Consider the following 24,579-nt stretch of genomic DNA (forward strand, 5'->3'; position numbering starts at 1 on the left):
GCTTTTTGGGGCTGGCTAGACTCGCCGGATGGACATCCCGGCGAACCGCGCGCGGCTCGAAGCCTGGCTCGTGCTGCTGCGCGCGCCCGGGCTCGGCCCGGCGACCTTGCGCGAGCTGCTCGCGGAAACCGGCGATGCGCCGCGCGCACTTGCGCTCGCGCGGCGCGGCGGCCACGAGCGCACGCGCGATGCGGCGTGCCGCGACTGGCTGCGTGCGCCCGACGCGACGCTGATCGAAGCCGATCTCGCCTGGCTTGCGCAGCCACGGCACGCGCTGCTCGCCTGCGACGAAGCCGATTTCCCTGCCCTGCTCGACGACACCTCGACGCCGCCCGCAGCGCTGTTCGTCGCCGGCGCCTGCGACGCGCTCTGGTACCCGCAGCTCGCGATCGTCGGCAGCCGCAGCGCGACCCAGGGCGGCTTGGCGACTGCCGTCGCATTCGCGCGCGCGCTCGCCGCTGCGGGCTTCGCCATCACGAGCGGGCTCGCCGAAGGCATCGACGGCGCCGCGCATGCGGCCACGCTCGATGCGGGCGGCACGACGATCGCCGTGCTCGGCACCGGTGCGGATGTCGTCTATCCGGCCCGCCACCGCGATCTCGCCGCGCGCATTGTCGCCCGCGGCGGCGCACTGGTCAGCGAGTTCCCGCTCGGCACGCCGCCGCACCCGACCCACTTTCCGCGCCGCAACCGCATCATCGCCGGGCTCGCGCTCGGCACGCTCGTCGTCGAGGCCGGGCTGCGCTCGGGTTCGCTGCTGACCGCGCGCCAGGCTGCCGAAGCGGGGCGCGAGGTGTTCGCGATCCCGGGCTCGATCCACAACCCGCTCTCGCGCGGCTGCCACCAGCTGATCCGTACGGGTGCCAGGCTCGTCGAAACCGCCGAGGAGATCGGCGCGGAGCTCGCCCCGCTCGCGCAGCGCCTCGGCGCGAGCCTGCGCGAACGCCTGGGCGGGCTCGAAGAGCCGTCCGCCGCGCTGCCCGCCCCGTGCCGGCTCGGCACGGCCGCGCGCGCGGACGACCCCGACTACGCCCGCCTGTACGCCGCCCTCGATCACGACGCGCTCGGCATCGACACCCTCGCCGAGCGCAGCGGCCTGCCCGTCGCGGCGCTGTCGTCGATGCTGCTGATGCTCGAACTCGAGGGCGAGGTCGTCGCCGAACGGGGCGGCTATGCCCGCCGGGCCGGTCCACTCCGATGAAAAAAGGTGAATCCCGCCTTGTGTTGCGCCGATCCGGCCGCACACACGCACGGCGCCGGCCGGGACGACCGGCGGCATTGGTCGGCTTGACAGGCCGGCACGCGGCGTGTTTCCACTAAATATAGAGAGAACGACCGCGTGCCGTCGGCGCGCCCGTCCCGGCGCTGCCGGTGACCCTACCCGCGCGATCCGCGCCGCGCCCGCACCGACCGCCAAGGACCGTACATGGCAAAGAACCTCCTGATCGTCGAGTCGCCTGCCAAGGCGAAGACGATCAACAAGTACCTCGGCAAGGATTTCCACGTGCTGGCGTCGTACGGCCACGTGCGCGACCTCGTGCCGAAGGAGGGCGCGGTCGACCCCGATCGCCACTTCCAGATGAACTACGAGGTCATCGACAGGAACGAGAAGCACGTCGATGCGATCGCCAAGGCGGCCAAGGCGGCGGACTCGCTCTACCTCGCGACCGACTTGGATCGCGAAGGCGAGGCGATTTCCTGGCACATCGCGGAGATCCTCAAGGCGCGCAAGCTGCTCGAGGGCAAGACGCTGCACCGTGTCGTGTTCAGCGAGATCACGCCGCGGGCGATCAAGGAGGCGGTCGCACATCCGCGCGCGCTGTCGATGGACCTCGTCAATGCGCAGCAGGCGCGCCGCGCGCTCGACTACCTCGTCGGCTTCAACCTGTCGCCGGTACTCTGGCGCAAGGTGCAGCGCGGCCTGTCGGCGGGCCGCGTGCAGTCGCCCGCGCTGCGCATGATCGTCGAGCGCGAGGAAGAGATCGAAGCGTTCAAGGCGCGCGAGTACTGGTCGATCGAAGCCGACTGCGCACACCCGGACACGCGCTTCAAGGCGCGCCTCTTGAAGCTGCGCGGCAAGAAGTTCGAGCAGTTCGACCTCACCAACGAAGCCGACGCGATGGCCGCGCGCAGCGCGCTCGAGCGCTCCGCGCAGGGCCGCCTCGTCGTCGCCAACATCGAGTCGAAGGAACGCAAGCGCCGTCCCGCGCCGCCGTTCACGACGTCGACCCTGCAGCAGGAAGCCGCGCGCAAGCTCGGCTTTTCGACCAGCCGCACGATGAAGATCGCGCAGGGCCTCTACGAAGGCGTCGCGCTCGGCGACGAGGGTGTGGTCGGCCTCATCACCTACATGCGTACCGACGCGGTGCACCTGTCGGCCGAAGCGATCCATGAACTACGCGACGTGATCGGCAAGGACTACGGCCCGCAGGCATTGCCCGAGGCGCCGCACTACTACCGCAACAAGTCCAAGAACGCGCAGGAGGCGCACGAGGCGATCCGACCGACCTCGGCGCTGCATCGCCCGCGCGATGTCGCGCCGTACCTCAACGACGAGCAGCGCAAGCTGTATGACCTCATCTGGAAGCGCGCAGTCGCCTGCCAGATGCAGCACGCGACCTTGAACACGGTCAGCGTCGACCTCGACGCCGGCGGCGATTCGCTGTTCCGCGCGAGCGGCACGACCGTGGTCGATCCCGGCTTCCTCGCCGTGTACGAGGAAGGGCGCGATGCGAAGGGCGCGGAGGACGACGACGAGGGCCGCAAGCTGCCGAAGATGCAGATCGGCGAAGCGGTGCCGCTCGCCGCGATCGACGCCGAGCAGCATTTCACCGAGCCGCCGCCGCGCTACTCCGAAGCGTCGCTGGTGAAGGCGCTCGAGGAATACGGCATCGGCCGCCCGTCGACCTACGCGAGCATCATCCAGGTGCTGCTCAACCGCGAGTACGTCACGCTCGACAGCCGCCGTTTCCGCCCGACCGACGTCGGCCGCGCGGTCGCGAAGTTCCTCTCCGGGCACTTCACCCAGTACGTCGACTACGACTTCACCGCCAAGCTCGAGGACGAACTCGACGCAGTCAGCCGCGGCGAAGAGGACTGGGTGCCGCTGCTCGAGAAGTTCTGGAAGCCGTTCAAGGCCACGGTCGACGAGAAGAGCGAGACCGTCGACCGCTCGGAGGCGACCGGCGCCCGCGAACTCGGCATCGACCCCAAGAGCGGGAAGCCCGTGCAGGTGCGCCTCGGCCGCTACGGGCCGTTCGCGCAGATCGGCAGCAAGGACGACGAGGACAAGCCGACGTTCGCGAGCCTGCGCCCGGGCCAGAGCATGCACACCATCACGCTCGCGGAAGCACTCGAGCTGTTCAAGCTGCCGCGCAAGCTCGGCCAGGCCGATGACGGCGAGGAGATCACGGTCGGCGTCGGGCGCTTCGGCCCGTTCGTGAAGCACGGCGCGATGTACGCCTCGCTCAAGCCCGAAGACGATCCGTACACGATCGAACTGCCGCGCGCGCTCGAACTCGTCCGCGAGAAGGCCGAACTCATCGCCAACCGCATCATCAAGGACTTCGGCAACGGCATCCAGGTGCTCAACGGCCGCTACGGGCCGTACATCACCGACGGCGACAAGAACGCGCGCATCCCGAAGGACAAGGAGCCGCGCGAACTGACCGAGGCCGAATGCGTGGAATTGCTCGCGGCGGCGCCAAACCGGCCCAAGCGCGGCGGACGCTTCGGCAAGAAGGCGCCGGCGAAGAGCGCGAAAACAACGGCGGAAGCCGCCGCGAAGAAGGCAGCAGTGAAGAAGGCGCCGGCGAAAAAGGTTGCGGCCAAGAAGACAGCCGCAAAGAAGGCTCCCGCCAAGAAGGCCGCCGCGAAGAAGAGTGCCGCCAAGAAGACGGCAGGCTGAACCGCGATGACGGCCGCCTCATCGGCTGGTGATCTCGCCAAGGGCGTCGCCGTGCTGCGCCGCGGCGGCATCGTCGCCTATCCGACCGAGGCCGTGTTCGGGCTCGGCTGCGATCCGCACGACCATGCCGCAGTCGAGCGCCTGTTCGCGCTCCAGCAGCGGCCGCCGACGCAGGGTGTGCTGCTGATCGGCGCCGAGTTCGCGCACGTCGCGCCCTACATCGACCTCGCCGCGACGCCCGCGGCTGCGCTCGAACGCGCGCAGGCAAGCTGGCCCGGGCCGCACACCTGGATCTTCCCGCGCGCGGCCGGCGTGCCGGAGTGGATCGCCGGCGGCCATGCCGGCATCGCGCTGCGCGTCACCGCGCATCCACCGGCCGCCGCGTTGTGCCGCGTCTTCGGCGGCGCGCTCGTGTCGACCAGCGCCAATCGCCATGGCGAGCCGCCCGCGCGCCGAGCCGAAGACGTGCGCCATGCCTTTCCGACCGGCATCGATGCGATCCTGAACGGCGAAACCGGGGGACTTGAGCGGCCGACGCCGATCCGCGACGCTATCACCGGGGAGAGTGTGCGGAGCTAGCGGGCACGGCGCCTGCCGGCTTGGACGGCAACGCTGGCTTCGAGGGGAGGGCATCCATGTCGGCGGTACCCGAAGGCGATGTCGCAGCATGCGCGGCATTGCCGTTGCTCGCGCGCGCCGACGCGGCGCGCACGCTCGCCTGGCGCGGCGGCCGCCCCGTCGGCACTGCCGAGTTCCTCGCCGACGTCGGAGCGGTCGCGGCGGCACTGCCGTCGCACGCCGATGCGATCAACCTCTGCGAGGACCGCTACGCGTTCCTCGTCGCGCTGTGCGCGGTCGCCTGCCGCGGCCGCACGAACCTGCTGCCGTCCGCGCGCACGCCGCAGGCCATCGGCGAGATCCTCGCGGCTCATCCCGGCAGCTACGCCCTCGGCGACGTCGAGCCGCCCGCGTTCGACGGCCGCGTCGTGCGCCTGCCGCCGCTCGGCGTGCACGGCGGACGCCACGACATTCCCGTCATCGCAGCCGATCAGGTCGTGGTGATCGGCTACACCTCGGGCAGCACCGGCCAGCCGAAGCCTAACGCGAAGACCTGGGGCTCGTTCCGGGCGAGCACGGCGCTCAACGTCGGTGCGTTCGCGGCGCTGCCCGGCCTCGGTGGCGTGGACGCGCAGATCGTCGCGACCGTGCCGCCGCAGCACATGTACGGCATCGAGCTGTCGATCCTGCTGCCGCTGCTCGGCCCGTTCGGCGTACATGCGGGTCGTCCGCTGTTCCCTGCCGACGTCGCCGACGCACTCGCCGCCGTGCCCGCGCCGCGTGTGCTGGTGACGACGCCAGTGCACCTGCGCGCGCTGCTGCGCGAGCCGCTGGCGCTGCCGCCGCTCGCCGCGATCACCTCGGCGACCGCGCCGCTGGCGCAGGAACTCGCCGCGGAAGCGGAAGCGCGCTACGGCGCACCCGTGCTCGAGCTGTTCGGCTCGACCGAAACCTGCGTGATCGCGCGCCGCCGCTGCGCCCTCGGCGAAGACTGGCACTTGTACCCCGAGGTCGCGCTGAAGCCGCAGCCCGACGGCACGCTCGTCGATGCGCCGCATTTCGTCGCGCCGGTCGTCCTGGCCGATCTCGTCGAACTCTTGCCTGGCCATGCGTTCCGCCTGCGCGGCCGGCATGCCGACCTCGTCGAGATCGCCGGCAAGCGCGCCTCGCTCGGCGACCTCACGCGCCGCGTGAGCGCACTGCGCGGCGTCGAGGACGCGGTCGTGCTGCAACTCGAGGAACCCGACGCGACCGGCGTGCGCCGCATCGCCGCCCTCGTCGTCGCCCCGACCCGCTGCGAGGCGGATCTGTTGCAGGAATTGCGCTCGGCGAGCGATGCGGCTTTCCTGCCGCGTCCGTTGCGCAAGGTCGCCGCGCTGCCACGCAACGAAACCGGCAAGCTCCCGCGCGCCGAACTGCTGGCTGCGTTGCGCGAGTGATGCAGGGGTGGGGTGCGGTGCGGCGTGGCGCGGTGGGACTCGTGCCGTGATGCCTCGCAACCATCGAGGGCTTTGCAGGCGTCCGGCGGGACCCGCGCACGAAGCGATCCGCACATGCGCAACCTTCCGGCGCTTCGTCCAGCCCCTACGATGTGTCGCACATATTGCGCGATGGGCGATACGGGACGCGATGGGGCGGCGTCCGGTGGGACCCGCGCAGTAGCGATCCGCACATGCGCGACCTTCCGCGGCGCTGCGTCCCACCCTACGACGTGTTGCACAAATTGCGCGTCCCGCGACGTGAAGCAAGCGTTGATGCGCTTGCGCGCAGCGATTGATGGGACCCACGCCTGGCGTGACCCTTCATCGAAACGTGCTCCACTTTGAAAGTGCGGCCATGGACGGCCGCTCTGGACGACCCCGAAGCCGTAGCACACGCTTGCACGCAGCCCGGCCAAACAGCGGCATTCAAGGACGAACGCAAAAGAAAATGCCCCGAGGGCCAGGGGGAGCCCTCGGGGCGGGGGAAGCCGATCTGGGGAGGGATCGGGCTTCGCGGGTTGCACTCAGGGAGGTGAGTCAACCAGGGTGCCGTTGCGTGCACCCGGAAACATAGATCGGGATCGGGCGAGAAAGTTTCCAGTCCGGTTCGGGGATCGTTTAGCGGGCATTCATGGTTGGGTTAGCCCGTGCATTCGTCCCTGAATGCTGGATCGGGGCGGGCCGCGCGGGGTGGGTGCAGGGATTGTCGGGTCATCCAGAGCGGCCGTCCGTGGCCGCACTTTCAATGTGAAGCACGCTTCGATGACGCGTGCGTCGCGACGTGGGTCCGTCCGTGCTCAGTGGGCCTCGTCCCAGTTCGCGCCGACGCCGACATCGACCACGAGGGGCACGCCGAGTTCGGCGGCGCCGGCCATGCGCTCGCGCACGCCCTGGACGATCGTGTCGACAGCATCCTCTCGCACCTCGAACACGAGTTCGTCGTGCACCTGCATGAGCATGCGCGCACCGTCCTCGCGCTCCTGCAACCAGGCGTCGACCGCGATCATCGCGCGCTTGATGATGTCGGCCGCGGTGCCCTGCATCGGCGCATTGATCGCCGCACGCTCCGCGCCTGCGCGTTGCGCGGCGTTGCGCGAGTGGATGTAGTCGAGGTGGAGGCGTCGGCCGAACACGGTTTCGACGTAGCCGTCGCGGTGCGCCTGCTCGCGCACGCGTTCCATGAAGTCGCGCACGCCCGGGTAACGCGAGAAGTACCTCGCCATGTAGTCCTGCGCTTCGCCACGGCCGACGCCGAGCTGGCGCGCGAGGCCGAATGCGCTCATGCCGTACATGAGGCCGAAGTTGATCGCCTTCGCCGCGCGTCGCTGGTTGCCGTCGACCTGTTCGAGCGGCAGGCCGAACACCTCCGCCGCGGTCGCGCGATGCACGTCCTGGTTGCCGTGGAACGCGGCGAGCAGGCCCGGGTCGCCGGACAGGTGCGCCATGATGCGCAGCTCGATCTGCGAGTAGTCGGCAGCGACGACCTTCCATCCGGGTGGCGCGACGAACGCCTGGCGGATGCGCCGGCCTTCCTCGGTGCGGATCGGGATGTTCTGCAGGTTCGGCTCGACCGACGACAGGCGGCCGGTCGCCGCGGTCGCCTGGTTGTAGCTCGTGTGCACGCGCCCAGTGCGCGGGTTGACGTTGTCGGCGAGCTTCTCGGTGTAGGTCGAGCGGAGCTTGGCGAGGCCGCGGTAATCGAGGATGAGGCGCGGCAGTTCGTGCTGGTCGGCAATGGCCTCGAGCGCTTCCTCGTTCGTCGACGGCTGCCCACTCGGTGTCTTCATGAGCGCAGGCAGCTTCAGTTCGTCGAACAGGATCGCCTGCAGCTGCTTGGGCGAATCGAGGCTGAAGCTGCGGCCGGCGATCGCATGCGCGCGTTCGTTGATCTCGTGCATGCGCCGCGCGAGCTCGTGGCTCTGCTGCTTGAGCGCGACGGTGTCGACCAGCACGCCGTGCTGCTCCATGCGCGCGAGCACGGGCACGAGCGGGATCTCGATCGTCTGGTAGACCTCGCGCAGGCGCGGCTCGGCTTCGAGCTTTCCCCACAGCGCGCGGTGCAGGCGCAGCGTGACGTCGGCGTCCTCGGCGGCGTAGCGGCAGGCGGTGTCGAGGTCGACCTGCGAGAACGGGATCTGCTTCGCACCGCGTCCGGCCACCTGCTCGTACGGCACGGTTTCGTAGCCGAGATGGCGCTTGGCGAGCGTGTCCATGTCATGGCGCGATGCGGTCGAGTTGAGCACGTACGATTCCAGCATCGTGTCGTGCGCGACGCCGCGCAACGCGACGCCGTGGGTCGAGAGCACGTTGATGTCGTACTTGGCGTGCTGGCCCACCTTCGGCCGCGTGGCGTCCTCGAGCAGCGGCCTGAGCCGCGCGAGCACGCGTGCGGCGTCGAGCTGCGCCGGCGCGCCGGGGTAATCGTGCGCGAGCGGGATGTAGGCGCCCTCGCGCGGCGCGGCGGCGATCGCCACGCCGACGATGCGCGCCTGCAGCGGATCGAGCGAATCGGTTTCGCTGTCGAACGCGATGAGGTCGGCAGCCGCGAGCTTCGCCAGCCACGCATCGAGCTGCGCCTCGGTCGTCACGAGTTCGTACCGGCCGGGCCCGGTGAGTTCGGGATCCGTGCTCGGCACCGGCGGCGGCGAGATGCCGCGCACGCCGAATTCGCGCCGCTGCGGCAGCTCGGCCGCGGGCAGGTCCGGTGCGGCACGCGCGGCCGGCTCGGTGCCGGCGTCGAGTTCCTTCAGCGCCGCATTGAACTCGTAGCGGCGATACAGCGTGCGCAGCGTGTCGGTGTCGCGTTCGCGCAAGTGCAGGTCGCGCGGCCCTTGCGCGAGCGGCACGTCGGTGCGGATCGTCGCGAGTTGGCGCGACAGCGGCAGTTGCGGCAGCGCCTTGCGCAGGTTCTCGCCGATCTTGCCGCCGACTTCGTCGGCGTGCGCGATCACGCCGTCGAGCGTGCCGTACTGGGCGAGCCATTTCGCCGCGGTCTTCGGCCCGCACTTTTCGACGCCGGGGATGTTGTCGATGCTGTCGCCCATGAGCGCGAGGTAGTCGACGATCTGCTCCGGCCGCACGCCGAACTTGTCGAACACCGCGGCGGCATCGAGCGTCGTGTTGGTCATCGTGTTGACGAGTTCGATGCCGGGCACGACCAGTTGGGCGAAATCCTTGTCGCCGGTCGAGATCGTGACCTCGATGCCGTCGTCGACCGCACGCCGCGCGAGCGTGCCGATCACGTCGTCGGCTTCGACGCCGTCGACGCGCAGGATCGGGAAGCCGAGTGCGCCGACGATCGCATGCATCGGTTCGACCTGCGCGAGCAGGTCGTCGGGCATCGCCTGGCGGTTCGCCTTGTATTCGGCGTAAAGATCGTCACGGAACGTGCGCCCGGGCGCATCGGCGACGAACGCGACGTAGTCGGGACGCTGCTTGAGGATCGTACGCAGCATGTTGACGACGCCGAACAGCGCGCCGGTCGGCTCGCCGGCCGCGTTGGTCAGCGGCGGCAGGGCGTGGAACGCGCGATACAGGTACGACGAACCGTCGATGAGGACGAGGCGGGGCATGGCGGGCTTGCAAGGCGACGGGCGCGCAGCTTCGCGCGCGCCCGCCCGCATTGCAACGCCGGCGCGCGCCTCAGCAGCCCTGCGGCGCGGGATTGAGTGTGCACAGGTCGAGCATCAGCAGCGTGTTCTCCATCTCGTCGCGGAAGACCACGTCGCCATTGACGAACAGCGGCACCTGCGGATAGTCGACTTCGGCGATGCCCGGATTGACACGCCAGCGGATCGACTGGTTGCCGAGCTGCACCTGGGTCGCGCGCAGCGGGATCAGGATCTCGAGCCAGAAGCCCTGCGCCATGCCCCAGGCGCTGCTGTTCTGGAAACCGCCCCGCAGCGGGCGCACCGCAAGGCCTTCCAGGCCCTGCGGAAACGTCGTCGGGCAGCCGTAGTCGGGGTCGGTGTTCATGTCGTGCAGCCGATCGGGGTTGGGCAGGACCGCGAAGCAGAACGTCGGGTTGTTCGCCGACACCGCGGTTTCGACGCCCGGCGGCAGCAGCAGCTCGAGGCCGACCACGCTGCCGCCGCAGGGATTGCCTGGGTGGCCGAGCACGACGTGGGTGTAGAACACCTCGCCGACCGCGGGCGAGAAATCCGGTGGCGGATGGCTGAAGCCGGTGTAGGCCATGACGCGGGTGCCATAGATCGGCGGATCGCTGGCGCAGGCCCAGACCGAGCCGATGCTCACGAACACGCCGTTGAACCACGGCGTGACCATCTCCGGGCCGGGCAGCGTCAGGGGGCCGGTCGGCGGCGGCACCGGCAGGGGTTGTGCGAACGCAGTCGACAGGGCCAGTGCGAACCCTGCCGCAGTCTGCGCGATGGGTCGAGGTCGTATGATCATGGGGGAACGTTCCGAAGGCGGGCTCGATGACTGGTACGAAGAACCGCGGCGAAAGCCCTCACGGCCCGCCGCAGCGGCCGTCGGTTCGGTGCACGCATGCGGGCGCCCGGGTGGGCGGCCGTGGCTGAAGCGCCGGCCGACCACGAGGTCACGCGCCTCATCGCGGCCTGGCGCGACGGCGACGAGGGTGCGCGCGAGGCGCTGGTCGAACGCGTCTACGCGAACGTGCGCGCGATCGCGGCGCAGTCGCTGCGGCAGATGCCGGGCGCGACGCTGAGCGCGACCGATCTCGCCCACGAGGCGTTGATCCGCCTGCTCGGCACCGATGCGGCGTGGAGCGATCGCCGCCATTTCTTCCACGTCGCCGCGCAGGCGACGCGGCAGATCCTCGTCGACGCGGCGCGCCAGCGCCTCGCGTCCAAGCGCGGCGGCGGCGCGGAGAAGGTCGAGCTCGACGCCGCGCTCGGCGTCGCGGCGAACGACGGCGACGCCGAGCTCGTGCGCATCGACGACGCGTTGCGTGACCTGCAGCAGAGCGACGCGCGGCGCGCACAGATGATCGAACTGGTGTATTTCGGCGGCCTCAGCCGGATCGAGGTCGCGCAGGCGCTGCAGGTGTCGGAAGGTACGGTCGACCGCGACCTGCGCCTCGCGCGCGCCTGGCTGCGCAGCGCGCTCGAAGCGTGAACGCGCCGACGCTCGACACGCTGGCACCGCATTTCGAGCGCCTGCGCACGCTCGATCCGCGCCGGCGTGCGGAGGAGATCGCCAAGCTCTCGCTCGACACCGGCTCGCGCGCGCGCCTCGCGCGCCTGCTCGCCGCCGACGATGCCGACGGCGACCCGCTCGCCGAAGCGATCGCACGCGGCGCGGCGCGCCTGCACGCGCAAGTGCCACGCGAGTTCGGTGCCTGGCGCCTCGTGCGCGAACTCGGCGCCGGCGGCATGGGCACCGTGTTCCTCGCCGAGCGCGCCGACGGCCAGTTCGAGCGCGCCGTCGCGATCAAGTTGCTGCGTGGCTTCCCCACGCGCGAAGCGACGCGGCGCCTGCGCCAGGAGCGGCAGATCCTCGCCGGCCTTGATCACCCGAACATCGCACGCCTGCTCGACGGTGGCGAAACCGCCGAAGGCCAGCCCTGGCTCGCGCTCGAGTACGTCGACGGCGTGCCGCTGCTCGACCATGTCGCGCTGCACGCGCCGACGCTGCGCGATCGCCTCGCGCTGTTCGAGGCGATGCTCGACGCGGTCGCGCACGCGCACAGCCATCTGGTCGTGCATCGCGACATCAAGCCCGCCAACGTGATGGTCGCTGCCGACGGCACGGTCAAGCTGCTCGACTTCGGCATCGCGCGCCTCGTCGAGGCGGGCGAAGAATCGCAGCGCGAAACGTCGACGCGCGTGTTCAGCCGCGGCTACGCGAGCCCGGAGCAGGAACAGGGCCTTGCGATCACCACCGCGAGCGACATCTACAGCCTCGGCGTGCTGCTGCGCGAAATGCTCGAAGGCCGGCGCGACGCGACCGACCTGCGCGCTTCGCCGATCGCCGCGTTGAAACTCGACGCGGACCTGCGCGGCATCCTCGCCAAGGCGACCGAAGCCGATCCCGCGCGCCGATACGCGACGGCGACGGAACTGCGCGACGACCTGCGCCGCCTGCGCGAAGGCCGGCCGGTGCGTGCCACGCGCTGGACGCACGGCTACCGCCTGCGCAAGTTCGTCGCGCGCCACCGCGCCGGCTTCGTCGCCGCGTCGCTCGCGGTGTTCGTCGCCGCCGCGTTCGTCTGGCGGCTCGAGCGCGAGCGTACCCGCGCGCTCGCGGCGGAAGCCGCGGCGCAGCAGGCGGCGACTGCGGCCGAACGCGAGGCGAGCCGCGCGCGCGCGTCGCTCGACTTCCTCAGCGACGCGATCTCGGCCGCCGCGCCCGACGTCGCGATGAGCCGCGAAGTCAGCGTGCGCGACCTGCTCGACGCCGCGCGTGCGAAGCTCGCGCAGCGCGACGACCCCGCACTGGTGCGGCCGATGCAGCGCCTGCTCGCGCACCTCTACGGCGACCTCGGCGACGTCGGCACCGGGCTGCAGCTGATGCGCGAAGGCGTGCGCGACGCGCAGCCGGCCGATCGCAGCGAGGCGCTGCGCCTCGCCGACGACTACGACGAGTACGCGAGCCAGCTCGGCATCAAGGGCGACGTCGCCGCGGCCCTCGCCGCCGCCCAGCGCGCGGCGGACTGGCGCGCCGGATTCGCGCCCGACGATCGCGTCGAGCAGCTGCGCAGCCGCCAGTCGCTCGCGCTCGTGCACCATCGCGGCGGTGACGACGAAAAGGCTATCGCCCTGCTGCGCGAAGCGATGGCGCAGGCGAGGACCCTGCCTTCGACGCCGCTCGATCTCTACGCGGGCATTGCGCAGGCACTCGCCGCGCTGCTTGCGACCGCGGGCGAGGGCGAGGCGGCGCTCGCGATCGCCGAAGAAGGCCTCGCGCGCGTCGACGCCGAGCGGCCGAAGGAATCACCGGAACACGTGCTGCTGCTGCGTGCGAAGGCGAACGCGAAGAGCGCCGACGGCGACCCCGCCGAAGCCGAGCGCCTGCTGCGCGAGGCGATCGCGCTGCAGCAGCGCGTGGTCGATCCGGGCGGCGCGCGCATGATGGAACTCACCAACGACCTCGCGATCGCCGTCAACGACCTCGGTCGCTACCGCGAGGCGGCCGAGCTGCTGCGCGAATCGGATCGGCACATGAGCGGCGCCGGCATCGACGGCGCCGCCGACCGCGCGGTGTCCGAGGGGAACCTTGCCGCAGTGCTCGAGAATGCGGGCGACTACGCGGTCGCGCTGCGCCACTACGACAATGCGTTCGCGCTGCTCGACGGCGCCGGCGTCGGTGCCGACCACCAGGTGCGCCGGCGCATCGAGCGCGAGCAGGCGCGCACGCTCGGGCTCGCCGGCGAGCACGCGCGCGCGTTCGAGCGCCTGACCGACCTGCGCGCGCGCGCCGCGCGCATCGACGGCGAGGATTCGGGCGAGTACGCGATGCTCACCTGGCAGCTCGTCGTGCTCACGCGCAACATGCACCGGCCCGACACCGGGCTGCCCCTGCTCGACGACGCCGAACGGCTCTGGCGCGAGCTCGCGCCGGCGGAGCACCCGATCTTCCTGCACATGCGGCGCGCACGCGCCGCGTTCGCACTCGACCGCGGCGACATCGCCAGGGCCGAACGCGAACTGCGCGCGGCCGTCGGCGGCTTCGAAGCGGTCGGCGCGCAACCGATCGACCTCTCGATCGCGCGCAGCGAACTGGCCGCGGTACGCCTGCGCGCGGGCGACCGCACCGAGGCGCGCACGCTGCTGGCCGCCGCATTGCCGGCGCTGCGCGAGGCGATGCTGCCGCAGGAGATCAATCGGGCCGCGGCCGAGCGGACCGCGCTGCAGCTCGGCCTCTCCGGCTGAATCTTCGCCACCGGCCGCGACAGGCTTCGCGCGCGCGTTCACGCAGGTCTGCTAGGCTGCGCACACGACCCTCGAGGTGACGCCATGAAGCCGATCGTTCCGTTCGCATCCGTGCTGTTCGTCGCCCTGATGGGCGCGGCGATCGCGGCGGATCGCGCGCCCCCCAAAGCCGACGTGCCGCCGCCACCGGGGATGGACGAGCCGGGCGTGACGACCGCGGCGCCATCGGCACCTGCGCAGGACGCAGCCGCCCCGGCACCGAGCGACGATCCGCTCGCGCCGCTGCCCAAGCCCGATGCGCGCCTCGTGCGCGACAAGGCGTCGCGCGACAAGGCCGCGACCGACGAGCGCATCGCGCGCAGCGAAGTGACCAAGCGCACGCAGGGCGAGGACACGGTCGAGGAATACCGCCAGAACGGCCGCATCTGGATGATCCGGATCATCCCGGTCACCGGTCCCAGCCAGACCTTCATGACGAACGACGGCAGCGGCCGCCTCGTGCGCGATCCGAAGGAAGGGCCGGTCTCGCCGGTGTACTACTCGTTGTACGAGTGGAAGTAGCATGCGGACCGCACACTCGCGACCGGATGCCCGGCATGGATCATGCGCCTCGTGCGCCCTGTTCCGTCCTGCGAGAATTGCTTGGGGCCATTCGCGCATTTGACCACGTAGGGCGGTACGCGCGAAGCGCGTGCCGCCGTCGCCACGCAGGGGCTTACCCAGGCAGCCAATCGCGCGGCCTGAGGTAATCGGCGAGGCGTGCCTCGTCGCTGCCGGGTTCCGGCGCGTACGCGTACTCGAAGCGCACGCGCGGCGGCAACGACATCAGGATTGATTCGGTACGTCCACCCGATTGCAGGCCGAACAGTGTGCCGCGATCGTAGACGAGGTTGAACTCGACGTAGCGACCGCGCCGGTACAGCTGGAATTCGCGCTCGCGTTCGCCGGACGGCGTCGCCTTGCGCCGCGCGACGAGCGGCAGGTACGCGTCGAGGAAGGCGTTGCCGACGCTGCGCGTGAGACCGAAACAGCGCTCGAAGCCGCCCGCGGCGAGGTCATCGAAGAACAGGCCGCCGACGCCGCGCGTCTCGTTGCGGTGCTTGAGGAAGAAGTACTCGTCGCACCACTGCTTCCAGTGCGCGTATATGTCGTCGCCGAACGGCGCGACCGCGTCGCGCGCGATCGTGTGCCAGTGCACGACGTCCTCGTCGAACGGGTAATACGGCGTGAGGTCGAAACCGCCGCCGAACCACCAGTTGCGCTCGACCGCGGGCTGCGCCGGGCGCGCCTCGAAGTAGCGCACGTTCATGTGCGTGGTCGGCACGTACGGATTGCGCGGGTGGACGACCAGTGACACGCCGAGCGCGGTCCACGGCGCGCCGGCGAGCTCGGGTCGATGCGCGGTCGCCGCCGGCGGCAGGCGCGAGCCCGAGACGAGCGAGAAGTTGACCCCGGCCTGCTCGAACACGGCACCCTGCTTGAGCACGCGCGTGCGGCCCCCGCCCGCAAGCGGACCGGCGACCCGGGGCCGCTCCCCCTCCTCGGGGGAGGGGGACGGACGCGCGTCCAGCGCGCCCTCGCCGCGCTGCCACGCATCCTCGACGAACCGCGCGCCGCCGTCGGCCGCCTCGAGCGCCTCGCAGATGCGATCCTGCAGTCCGGTCAGGAACGCGCGCACGAGATCCAGGCGTACCTCCGGCGCGGGATCGCCGTGGGGGATGAAAGAATCGACCATCGGCACCTCGCGCGGCTGCCCGGAACGCGGCGATGGTAGCAGCGGGGCACGCCGCACCGGGGCGCCTGCGACCCTGTGTCATAATTTCCGGCCATTCATCCACCCCGTTGCCGCGTGCCCAGCCGCATCCCGCCGCTCGCCATCACCGCGTACACCGCGACATCCGCGCTCGGCCGCGGCCGGCGCGCGCACGTCGAGGCGCTCTGCGAACGCCGCAGCGGATTGCGCGGCAACGATTTCACGTCGACGCCGCTCGCCTGCGCGATCGGTCGCGTCGAGGGCCTCGAGGCATCGCCGTTGTCGGCCGGATGGGCCGCGTACGACAGCCGCAACAATCGCCTCGCCTGGCTCGGCCTGCTCGCCGACGGCTTCCTCGATGCCGCTCGCGACGCGGTCGCGCGCCATGGTGCGGCTCGCGTCGCATTGCTCGCCGGCACGTCGACGGCGAGCATCGGCTCGACCGAGGAGGCGTTCCGCACGCTCGAGGACGGCCGCTTCCCCGCCGCCCTCGCGACACCCGCGCTGCACACGCCGCACTCGCTAGGCCTCTTCCTCGAGGAGGTGTTCGGCACGCGCGGACCCTGTTCGACGATCGCAACCGCGTGTTCGTCGAGCGCCAAGATCTTCGCCCAGGCCGAGCGCCTGATCCGCCTCGGCATCGTCGACGCCGCGATCGTCGCCGGTGTCGACACGCTGTGCGGCAGCGTGCTGTTCGGCTTCAACGCGCTCGAACTCGTTTCGCCCGAGGCCTGCCGGCCATTCGACATCGCCCGCCGCGGCATATCGATCGGCGAAGCCGCCGGCTTCGTCCTGCTCGAACGCGAGGGATCGGGCGTGCCGCGCCTGCTCGGCTACGGCGAATCGTCCGATGCGCACCACATGTCGACGCCGCACCCGCACGGCCTCGGCGCACGCCTCGCGCTCGCCGACGCACTCGCGCGCGCGGGCATCGAAGCGCGCGACGTCGACTACGTGAACCTGCACGGCACTGCGACCGTCAAGAACGACGAAGTCGAAGCCGCCCTGCTCGCCGACACGTTCCCGCCGACGACGCGCGCCAGTGCGACCAAGGGCTGGACCGGGCATACGCTCGGCGCGGCCGGCATCCTCGAAGCGGTGATCAGCCTGCTCGCGATCGAACACGGCTTCGTACCCGGCACGCTCGGTACCCGCACGCCCGAACCCCGTTGCAGCGCGCAGCTCGCGCTCGCCAACGAGGAGCGCGCAGTGCGCATCGCCGCGAGCAACTCGTTCGGCTTCGGCGGCAACAACTGCACGCTCGTGTTCGGGAGTGCCGCATGAACGGCGTGCTGACCGTGCATGTCGAGGGTATCGGCTGGCGCTCGCCCGGCCTCGCCGACTGGCGCGCCGCCTGCGCGCTGCTGCACGACGGCGGCTCGCCCGCGCTGCTCGGTGCGAGCGGGGCGAGCCCGGCCGTGCTGCCGCCGACCGAACGCCGGCGCGCGCCCGAAACCGTCCTGCTCGCCTGCGACGTCGCCGGCCAGGCCTGCGCGATGGCCGCGCGCGAGCCGGCACAACTGCCCTGCGTGTTCGCCTCGATGCATGGCGACCTCGCGATCACCGAACATATGTGCATGACGCTCGCCGCGAATCCGCTCGAACTTTCGCCGACCAAGTTCCACAACTCCGTGCTCAATGCAGCCACGGGCTACTGGACGGTCGCGACCCGGTGCCACGCGCCGTCCACTGCCTTGTCCGCATCCGGCGCCACGTTCGCGGTGGCCCTGCTCGAGGCCGCGGCGCAGGCGCATGCGGACGGCACGCCGGTGCTGTTCGCCGCCTACGATGCCGGCGCGCGCGGCGCGCTCGCCGAGGCCATGCGCGCCGAGGCGAGCGTCGGCGTCGCGTTCGTGCTCAGCCCCGAACGCGGCGCGCACACGGTCGCCGCGTTGCGCCTTCGCCACGACGGCAGCGCCGACGCCGACGACGTGCCGGCGCAGCGTGGCGGCTGGCTCGATGCGGCACTGCTGCCTCTCCTCGGCGCACTCGCGCACGGCCATTCCGCGCGACTGCGCCTGCCGGCCGGTCGCGGCACCGCGCTCGCGATCGAGGTGCTCGCATGAGCGCGACCGATCCCGCGCGCGTCGTCGTCGTGATCCCCGCGCTCAACGAGGAGCGCGCGATCCGCGGCGTGGTCGAATCGGTGCTCGCGATCTGCCCGAACGTGATCGTCGTCGACGACGGCTCGACCGACCGCACGGTCGAGTGCATCGCCGACCTGCCGCACACGCTGATCCGCCACGCGACGCCGCTCGGCAAGGGCCAGGGCCTGCGCGATGCGTTCCGCAAGGCGCGCGAACTCGGCTTCGACGCCGTGATCGCGATGGACGGCGACGGCCAGCATCTCGCCGAAGACATCCCGCGCCTGCTCGCCGCGGCGCGCCGCCATCCCGAACACATCGTGATCGGCGCGCGCATCCGCGCGCGTGAAAACCAGCCGCCCGCGCGCCGCCGCGCCAACGCGGTCGCCGACTGGGGCATCTCGTGGGCCTGCGCGCTGCCGATCGCCGACACGCAGAGCGGCCAGCGCTACTACCCGCTCGCCGCGCTCGAACTCGCGGACCTCGCGGCCGACGACTTCGTGTTCGAAGCGGCGCTGCTGATCGCGGCGACGCGCGAAAAGCGGCTCGGCGTCGTGTCGGTGCCGATCGACTCGCGCTACCAGGGCGAGTTCCGCCTCAGCCATTTCCGTCCGGTGCGCGACGTCACGCGCATCACGATGTACACGGTGCGTCGCATCCTGCAGTACGGCCGCATCGTCGACAGCTATCGCCGCGGCCACGATCGTCCGCCACTGATCTACGATCCGCCCGCCGGCGAATAGGAACCGCGCCGATGTCGCACCTGCTGCTGCAGCTGAGCGTCATCCTCGCCACTGCACGCGTACTCTCGCTGCTGCTGCGCCGGCTGGGCCAACCCGCGGTGATCGGCGAGATGATCGCCGGCTTCGTGCTCGGCCCGATCGTGTTCGGCGCGGTCGCGCCGCAATGGCATGCCGCGCTGTTCCCGCCGGATGGCCTCGCCGCGTTGCAGGGACTCAGCCAGGTCGGCCTCGTCCTCTTCATGTTCATCGTCGGCGCGGAACTGCGCGCCCCCGACGGCGCGCGCGCGCAGCTCGTCGCGGCCGCCTGGGTCGGCATCCCGGGCGTGCTGCTGCCGGGCGCGCTCGGGCTCGCGATCGCGCCCGCGCTGTACGCGCGCTTCGCACCCACGGGCGTCGGCGCCTGGCCGTTCGCCTCGTTCATGGCCGCGGCGCTCGCGATCACCGCGTTCCCGGTGATGGCACGCATCCTCAAGGATCGCGGGCTCACGCGTTCGCCGGTCGGCCAACTGGCGCTCGCGGCGACGGCGATCGCCGACGTGCTCGTATGGATCCTGCTCGCGTTCGTGGTCGCCTCGATATCCGCCCACGGCGGCGCCGCGTTCGCGCGCACGATCGGCGGCCTCGTGCTCGCCTGCGCGATCGCGTTCGGCGCGCTGCGCCCGCTGTTCGCACGGCTGCTCGCGCGGCATGCGCGCGACGGCCGTCCTGGCGGCGCGGTGCTCGGCGCCCTGCTGATCGGCACCTGCGCGATGGCGGCGGCGACCGAATGGCTCGGCCTGCACGCCGTGTTCGGGGCGTTCCTCGTCGGCGCCTGCCTGCCGCGCGACGACCGCCTGCTCGATACGCTGGTCGAACGCGTCGAGCACCTCGCCGTGCTGCTCCTGATGCCCGTGTTCTTCGCGCTCGCGGGTCTCGCGACGACCGCCGATGCGTTTTCGGCTACAGGCGCCTCGGCGCTGCTGCTGATCCTCGCCGCGGCGGTGCTCGGCAAGATCCTCGGCGCGGGCGGCGGCGCGCGCATCGCCGGGCTCGACCTGCGCTCGTCGCTCGCGGTCGGTTCGCTCATGAACGCGCGCGGCATGATGGAACTCATCGTGCTCAAGGTGGGCCTCGACGCCGGCGTGATCGGCGCGGGCATGTTCACCCTGCTGATGGCGATGACGATCGTGACCACGCTGATGGCGACGCCGATGCTCGCCGCGTGCCTGCGTCGTGGCGGCACCCCGGCGCCCGCCGCGGCGACGCGTGAATGACGCGCCGCCGAGGCATGGTTCGGCGTCAGTCGCCGACGACGCGCAGGCCGAAATAGAGCGATGCGTCGCCGACGAACTGCGCACTGCCTTCGACATTGAGCCGCAGCGTGGTCGGCTTCTTGAAGAACTGGCGCGCCTGCGCCTCGCTGAGGCCGTAGTTCTGCATCAGCGACTGCTTGCTGATGAGGCCCGCGATGCACACCGCCGAATCGCGTTCGCGCTCGAACAGGTGCTGCCCGGCCGCGAGCGGTACTTCGAAGCGTTCGGACGAGGTGACCGCGGTGAGCAGGCTGCCGCCGAACGGCAGGCCGGTGTTCGGATCGATCAGCGAAGGATCGTCGAGCACGGCGTTCTCGACCGTCACCGTCGGCACGTAGTTGAGGCGCGCCACCACCGGCGCGGCGGTCGGGTTGTCGTAGCTGATCGCGAGCACCGGCGAGAACCAGTAGCAGAGCAGCGAATTGGTCGCGTTCTTCGGCAGCTTGATGCGGCCGATGTCGTAGAACGAGAACGCGGTCGCCGCGGGCGCGGGCGCGAGCACCTGGCAATGCTCCGCGCCGCTGCTGCAGTCGGCCGAGAGTTCGACCGAGCCGTCGGCGAGGCCGAGCCAGGTGAGATTGCGGCCGAACGAGTCCGCATCGCCGACATCGTCGATGCCCGGCGACGCGGCCGGAGCGGCGGTGCCGGTGCCGCGCACCGCCGCCGGCGACTTCGGCAGCGGTAGGTCGGCCGACCAGTGCAGGTCGTTGGCGATCGCGCGCGGCGCGGCGCTCTCGGCGAACGCGGACGACATCGACAGGCCGGCGACGGCGGCGGCAGCGAGCGTACGGGCGAGCAGGTTCATGCGGGCACTCCTCTCAATAGGGGTGGCCGCATCCTGCGCGTCGCCGGCGCGGCCTGCCGCGATGCACGCGACAGCCGCATGGTTAACCGCGTCACACTCCGCCGTTCAGGTCGGCCCTCAGCCCATGCCACCGTTGACGCCGATGACCTGGCCGTTGACGTAACCGGCCGCATCGGAACACAGGAAGCGCACGACCGCGGCGACCTCGTCCGGCGTGCCCGCGCGCCCGGCCGGCACGATCGCCTTGAGCTGTGCCTCGTCGAACGCGTCGCCGACCATGCGTCCGGCGATCACGCCCGGTGCGACCACGTTGGCGGTGATCCCGCGCGAGGCCATCTCGCGCGCGAGCGAGCGCGTCGCGCCGTGCAGCGCGGATTTCGCCGCGGCGTAGTTGGCCTGGCCCCGATTGCCGAGCACCGCGGCGACCGATGACAGCGACACGATGCGGCCCCAGCGCGTGCGCGCCATCGGCAGCAGCAACGGCTGCACGACGTGGAAGAAGCCGTGCAGGGACACGTCGATGACGCGCCGCCACTGCTCTTCGCGCATGCCGGCGAGCGGCGCGTCGTCGTGGATGCCCGCGTTGTGCACGACGACCTGGATCGGCCCGTGCTCGAGCTCGCCCTCGAGCGCGACGCGCGCGGCCTCGCCGTCGACGAGATCGAACGCGATCGCGCGCGCCCGCCCGCCGGCCGCGCCGATTTCGGTGACCACCGCCTGCGCGCGTTCGAGGCCGCTGTGTGCATGCACGAGCACCTCGCAGCCGTCCGCGGCGAGCGCGCGCGCGATCGCTCCGCCGATGTCGCCGCTGCCGCCGGTGACGAGCGCGCGTCGGTTCTCCTTCATGAATCGGCTCCGGTCTGGTCGGAGGCGAATGATGGCGGCTTCGGTGGCGCTTGCGTAGTCGGGCCGGGTTGGCGGCTCGCCCGCCGCATCGGGGGTAAGCACCGCTAAACTCCGCCCGGGGAGCGCGCATGACGGCGATTTACCACATCACCCATCTCGACAATCTGCGGGGAATCCTCGAGCGGGGAGGCTTGCTGTCGGATACGGCCATCCGCGAGCAGGGGTTGGCGCCGCGCTCGATTGCCTACGCGCACATCAAGGCGCGGCGCAACCGCGTCACGGTTCCCCTTGGACCGGGTGGTTGCGTTTCCGACTACGTGCCCTTCTATTTCTGTCCGCGCTCACCCATGCTGTTTGCGATTGGCAGCGGAAAGATCGAAGGCTACCCCGGCGGGCAGTCGCAGGTGCTGCATCTCGTCGCGGATGCCGAGGCGATCGAAGCACAGGGCCACGCGTGCCTCCATACCGACGGCAACGCCGCGTCGCAGCCTCTCGCCTTCTACTTGGGCACGGCAACGCTCGCCACCGCTCTTTCGTGGGACGTGATCCGCGGCACGAGCTGGGGCAATACGCCCGACGACAATGATCGCAAGCGCCGCAAGCAGGCCGAGTTCCTGGTCTGGCAACGCGTGCCTTGGCATGCGATCGTTGCAGTCGGCGTGATCGACGAAGCTACCGCACGTATGGCGCGCAAGGCGATCGCAGATGCCGCGCACCGCCCAGCGGTCATCGTGCACAGGGACTGGTACTACCCATGATCGAACTCAGCCAGGGCAATCTGCTGACGGCCGCCGCCGAAGCGCTGGTCAATACCGTCAACACCGAAGGCGTCATGGGAAAAGGCATCGCGCTGCAGTTCGCGCGCGCGTTTCCGGAAATGCTGCCGTCGTACGAAGCAGCCTGCCGTTCAGGCGAGCTCGCGCCGGGCCGCGTACACGTGTTCGAGCGCAGCGAACTCGTCCATCCCCGCTTCATCATCAATTTTCCGACCAAGCGCCATTGGCGGGGCAAGTCTCGTCTCGCCGACATCGACGCGGGCCTCGTCGATCTCGTCCGCGTAGTGCGCGAGCGCGGCATCGGCTCGATTGCATTGCCGCCGCTCGGTTGCGGCCTCGGCGGCTTGCGCTGGGAGGACGTTCGCCCGCGCATCGACGCGGCCTTCGCCGCGCTGCCGGAGGTGCGCGTCCTGCTGTACGCCCCGGCCGGCGCGCCCGCCGCGTCGGCGCAGCCCAATCGCACCGAGCGGCCTGCGCTCACACCCGCGCGCGCGCGGGTGATCGAGGTCCTGGCGGCGTACCTCGGTCTCGGCTATGAACTCAGCCTGCTCGAAGTGCACAAGCTGCTGTACTTCCTGCAGAGCGCCGGTGAGCCGCTCAAGCTGCGCTATGCCAAGGGCACCTATGGACCTTATGCAGACAACCTGCGCCAGGTGCTCAGCCGCTTCGAGGGCCACTACACGACGGGTTACGGCGACGGCAATGACAAGCCCGATACGGAGATCGATCTGTTGCCCGGCGCACGGGAAGCGGCGGCGGCGTTTCTCGCCGAGGCGCGCGCAGCAGGCGAGGTGGATACGCGCCTAGAACGTGTGGTCGAACTGATCGAGGGATTCGAGTCGCCCTACGGCATGGAGCTGCTCGCCACCGTCCACTGGGTCGCGGCCAATGACGACCCCGCCGCGACGACGCTCGACGAGGCGGTCGAGCGCATCCACGCGTGGACGGCACGCAAGCAACGCACGATGCCGCGCGAGCACATCGAGCTGGCGTGGAACCGCCTGACCGAGCTCGGCTGGATTGGAACGGCGCCGACACCGCGTGACGGCAACGCCGATCACTGCGCCGCTGATCCTCCGTCGCCGGCGGGGCGCTACGACAACCACACGCGCGAGCAGTTGATCCGTCTGCTGCAGCGGCGCGACGCGGAGCGTCAGCTCGGCCTCGTATGGGAGCGCGACGAGATCGAGGCCGACCGTGCCCTCAACGACGATTTCGTCGCGCTCGAACTCGATCCGAGCCTCAGCCACGGTGACGCGCCCTGGGACAACCTGATCATCGAAGGTGACAATTTCGATGCGCTGCGCTATCTGCGCATGACGCACACGGGCAAGATCCGTTGCATCTACATCGATCCGCCGTACAACACCGGCAACCGCGACTTCGTCTACAACGATCGCTTCGTCGACAAGAGCCACCGCTTCCGCCATTCGCTGTGGCTCGAATTCATGTATCGGCGCCTGGCGCTTGCGCGCGACCTGCTCGCAGAGGATGGCGTGATCTTCGTCAGCATCGACGACAACGAGATGTTTCGGCTTGGGATGCTGATGGACCGGGTCTTTGGAGAGGACAACTGGATCGAAACCCTAGTCTGGAAGAAATCTTATGGCGGCGGCGCCAAGGCTAAGCATGTTGTGGGCTTGCACGAGTACATCCTGTGTTTTGCTCGGGACAAAACACGGATTGATCGCATAGAGCTCCCCTACGATCCGAATGTCCTTCGGTACTACAAGTACAAAGATAGTAAATTAGAAAACCGCGGCCCGTATCGCCTGCAGCCCCTCGCCACTAACAGCATGGACGCGCGGGAAAACCTGCGCTATCCGATTCCGCACAATGGCGAAGAAGTTTGGCCTGCGAAGCAATGGCAGTGGAGCCGAGAACGTGCACTCAAAGCTCTGGAAAATGATGAGCTTGTATTTACGGGAGCCAGCGGAAATTGGAAGGTCAACTACAAACAGTACTTGAAGAATGACGACGGGCACGAAAGAGGATCGAAGCCGTATTCCGTGGTCGATGGCCCTTATACGCAAGTTGGGACCGCCGAGGTTCGAGACATATTTGGCGACGGCAAGGCATTTTCTTTCCCAAAGCCGAGCGGCTTGATCGCTCACCTAGTCGCCTTCATGCCAAAAGACTCGATAGTGCTCGACTTTTTTGCGGGCTCCGGAACGACCGCGCACGCGGTCGCCAAGCTCAACACCGAAGACGGCGGCAACCGCCGGTTCATCCTGGTGAGCAACACGGAAGCAACCGAAGACCAGCCGGACAAGAACCTCTGTCGCGATGTCTGCGCCGAACGCGTGCGCCGCGTCATGCGCGGCTACACCAACGCGAAGGGCGAAGCGGTCGCTGGGCTCGGGGACAACTTCGCCTACCTGCGCGCACGACGTGTACCGCGCCATCGCCTCGAACGTCGGCTCGGCCATGCCGAAATCTGGAACGCCCTGCAGCTGATCCACGGCTTGGCGTTGCAGCCAG

At 70.2% G+C, this 24,579-nt stretch carries 18 protein-coding genes and 1 pseudogene; 14 read left to right on the plus strand and 5 right to left on the minus strand.

The window, feature by feature from the left end:
* Nucleotides 1-28: 28 nt before the first annotated feature.
* The 4 genes from dprA to ACTHK2_RS06595 all read left to right on the plus strand — a co-directional run bounded on the left by dprA (nt 29) and on the right by ACTHK2_RS06595 (nt 5,904).
* Nucleotides 29-1,201 carry a DNA-processing protein DprA gene (gene dprA / locus ACTHK2_RS06580; protein WP_440244905.1) on the plus strand — a complete coding sequence of 391 codons (1,173 nt, stop codon included), beginning with the start codon at nt 29-31 and terminating at the stop codon, nt 1,199-1,201.
* 225 nt (nt 1,202-1,426) lie between these two features.
* Nucleotides 1,427-3,907 carry a DNA topoisomerase I gene (locus ACTHK2_RS06585; RefSeq protein ID WP_440244906.1) on the plus strand — a complete coding sequence of 827 codons (2,481 nt, stop codon included), beginning with the start codon at nt 1,427-1,429 and terminating at the stop codon, nt 3,905-3,907.
* Between the two features lie 6 nt (nt 3,908-3,913).
* The gene (locus tag ACTHK2_RS06590) at nt 3,914-4,486 is read left to right on the plus strand and encodes an L-threonylcarbamoyladenylate synthase (RefSeq protein WP_440244907.1); all 573 of its coding nucleotides are present in this window, start codon (nt 3,914-3,916) and stop codon (nt 4,484-4,486) included.
* A gap of 56 nt (nt 4,487-4,542) precedes the next feature.
* The gene (locus ACTHK2_RS06595) at nt 4,543-5,904 is read left to right on the plus strand and encodes an AMP-binding protein (RefSeq protein WP_440244908.1); all 1,362 of its coding nucleotides are present in this window, start codon (nt 4,543-4,545) and stop codon (nt 5,902-5,904) included.
* A gap of 839 nt (nt 5,905-6,743) precedes the next feature.
* Here the strand turns inward: ACTHK2_RS06595 and polA are convergent.
* Together polA and ACTHK2_RS06605 are read right to left on the minus strand one after the other, a co-directional pair.
* A complete protein-coding gene (polA, locus tag ACTHK2_RS06600) occupies nt 6,744-9,518 on the minus strand; it encodes a DNA polymerase I (RefSeq protein WP_440244909.1) in 2,775 nt (924 codons plus the stop codon).
* A gap of 70 nt (nt 9,519-9,588) precedes the next feature.
* A complete protein-coding gene (locus tag ACTHK2_RS06605; RefSeq protein WP_440244910.1) occupies nt 9,589-10,356 on the minus strand; it encodes a hypothetical protein in 768 nt (255 codons plus the stop codon).
* A gap of 120 nt (nt 10,357-10,476) precedes the next feature.
* Here ACTHK2_RS06605 and ACTHK2_RS06610 point away from each other — a divergent pair, with 120 nt between their 5' ends.
* The 3 genes from ACTHK2_RS06610 (at nt 10,477) to ACTHK2_RS06620 (ending at nt 14,360) form a co-directional block, all read left to right on the plus strand.
* On the plus strand, nt 10,477-11,043 hold the full coding sequence (locus tag ACTHK2_RS06610; protein ID WP_440244911.1) for an ECF-type sigma factor: 567 nt from the start codon (nt 10,477-10,479) through the stop codon (nt 11,041-11,043).
* Nucleotides 11,040-13,799, plus strand: coding sequence for a protein kinase domain-containing protein (locus tag ACTHK2_RS06615; RefSeq protein ID WP_440244912.1), 2,760 nt, complete (start codon nt 11,040-11,042; stop codon nt 13,797-13,799). Before ACTHK2_RS06610 ends, ACTHK2_RS06615 begins: the two co-directional genes overlap by 4 nt.
* 84 nt (nt 13,800-13,883) lie before the next feature.
* Nucleotides 13,884-14,360, plus strand: a complete 477-nt coding sequence (locus ACTHK2_RS06620; protein ID WP_440244913.1) for a DUF2782 domain-containing protein — start codon at nt 13,884-13,886, stop codon at nt 14,358-14,360.
* Nucleotides 14,361-14,514: 154 nt separating this feature from the next.
* Here the strand turns inward: ACTHK2_RS06620 and hemF are convergent, their stop codons facing one another.
* Nucleotides 14,515-15,534 carry an oxygen-dependent coproporphyrinogen oxidase gene (gene hemF, locus ACTHK2_RS06625; protein WP_440244914.1) on the minus strand — a complete coding sequence of 340 codons (1,020 nt, stop codon included), beginning with the start codon at nt 15,532-15,534 and terminating at the stop codon, nt 14,515-14,517.
* Between the two features lie 114 nt (nt 15,535-15,648).
* Between hemF and ACTHK2_RS06630 the strand changes: the two genes are divergently transcribed.
* From ACTHK2_RS06630 to ACTHK2_RS06645, 4 genes are read left to right on the plus strand one after another with little or no spacing between them, the layout of a single operon-like run.
* Nucleotides 15,649-16,836, plus strand: a complete 1,188-nt coding sequence (locus ACTHK2_RS06630) for a beta-ketoacyl-ACP synthase (protein ID WP_440244915.1) — start codon at nt 15,649-15,651, stop codon at nt 16,834-16,836.
* Nucleotides 16,833-17,618 (plus strand): beta-ketoacyl synthase chain length factor, encoded by a 786-nt coding sequence (locus ACTHK2_RS06635; protein ID WP_440244916.1) that lies wholly within the window; start codon nt 16,833-16,835, stop codon nt 17,616-17,618. The genes ACTHK2_RS06630 and ACTHK2_RS06635 overlap by 4 nt, the downstream gene beginning before the upstream one ends.
* Nucleotides 17,615-18,379 carry a glycosyltransferase family 2 protein gene (locus tag ACTHK2_RS06640; protein WP_440244917.1) on the plus strand — a complete coding sequence of 255 codons (765 nt, stop codon included), beginning with the start codon at nt 17,615-17,617 and terminating at the stop codon, nt 18,377-18,379. Before ACTHK2_RS06635 ends, ACTHK2_RS06640 begins: the two co-directional genes overlap by 4 nt.
* A gap of 11 nt (nt 18,380-18,390) precedes the next feature.
* On the plus strand, nt 18,391-19,632 hold the full coding sequence (locus ACTHK2_RS06645) for a cation:proton antiporter (RefSeq protein WP_440244918.1): 1,242 nt from the start codon (nt 18,391-18,393) through the stop codon (nt 19,630-19,632).
* Nucleotides 19,633-19,657: 25 nt separating this feature from the next.
* On the opposite strand, the gene ACTHK2_RS06650 is transcribed toward ACTHK2_RS06645, so the two are convergent.
* Complete coding sequence (locus ACTHK2_RS06650) at nt 19,658-20,476, minus strand: hypothetical protein (protein ID WP_440244919.1); 819 nt, start codon at nt 20,474-20,476, stop codon at nt 19,658-19,660.
* Between the two features lie 117 nt (nt 20,477-20,593).
* Nucleotides 20,594-21,322 carry a 3-oxoacyl-ACP reductase FabG gene (fabG, locus tag ACTHK2_RS06655; RefSeq protein WP_440244920.1) on the minus strand — a complete coding sequence of 243 codons (729 nt, stop codon included), beginning with the start codon at nt 21,320-21,322 and terminating at the stop codon, nt 20,594-20,596.
* Nucleotides 21,323-21,450: 128 nt separating this feature from the next.
* Between fabG and darT the strand changes: the two genes are divergently transcribed.
* The 3 genes and pseudogenes from darT to ACTHK2_RS06670 all read left to right on the plus strand — a co-directional run.
* On the plus strand, nt 21,451-22,080 hold the full coding sequence (gene darT / locus ACTHK2_RS06660; protein WP_440244921.1) for a type II toxin-antitoxin system toxin DNA ADP-ribosyl transferase DarT: 630 nt from the start codon (nt 21,451-21,453) through the stop codon (nt 22,078-22,080).
* Nucleotides 22,077-23,042, plus strand: a pseudogene (gene darG / locus ACTHK2_RS06665) (type II toxin-antitoxin system antitoxin DNA ADP-ribosyl glycohydrolase DarG); the annotation flags it as partial. The gene darT and the pseudogene darG, both read left to right, overlap by 4 nt.
* Before the next feature lie 174 nt (nt 23,043-23,216).
* Nucleotides 23,217-24,579 (plus strand): site-specific DNA-methyltransferase (locus ACTHK2_RS06670; RefSeq protein WP_440244922.1); only part of this gene is annotated, 1,363 nt, incomplete at its 3' end.

It is taken from the genome of Dokdonella sp., assembly GCF_051958935.1.
In the GTDB taxonomy this organism is placed as follows: Bacteria; Pseudomonadota; Gammaproteobacteria; order Xanthomonadales; family Rhodanobacteraceae; genus Dokdonella_A.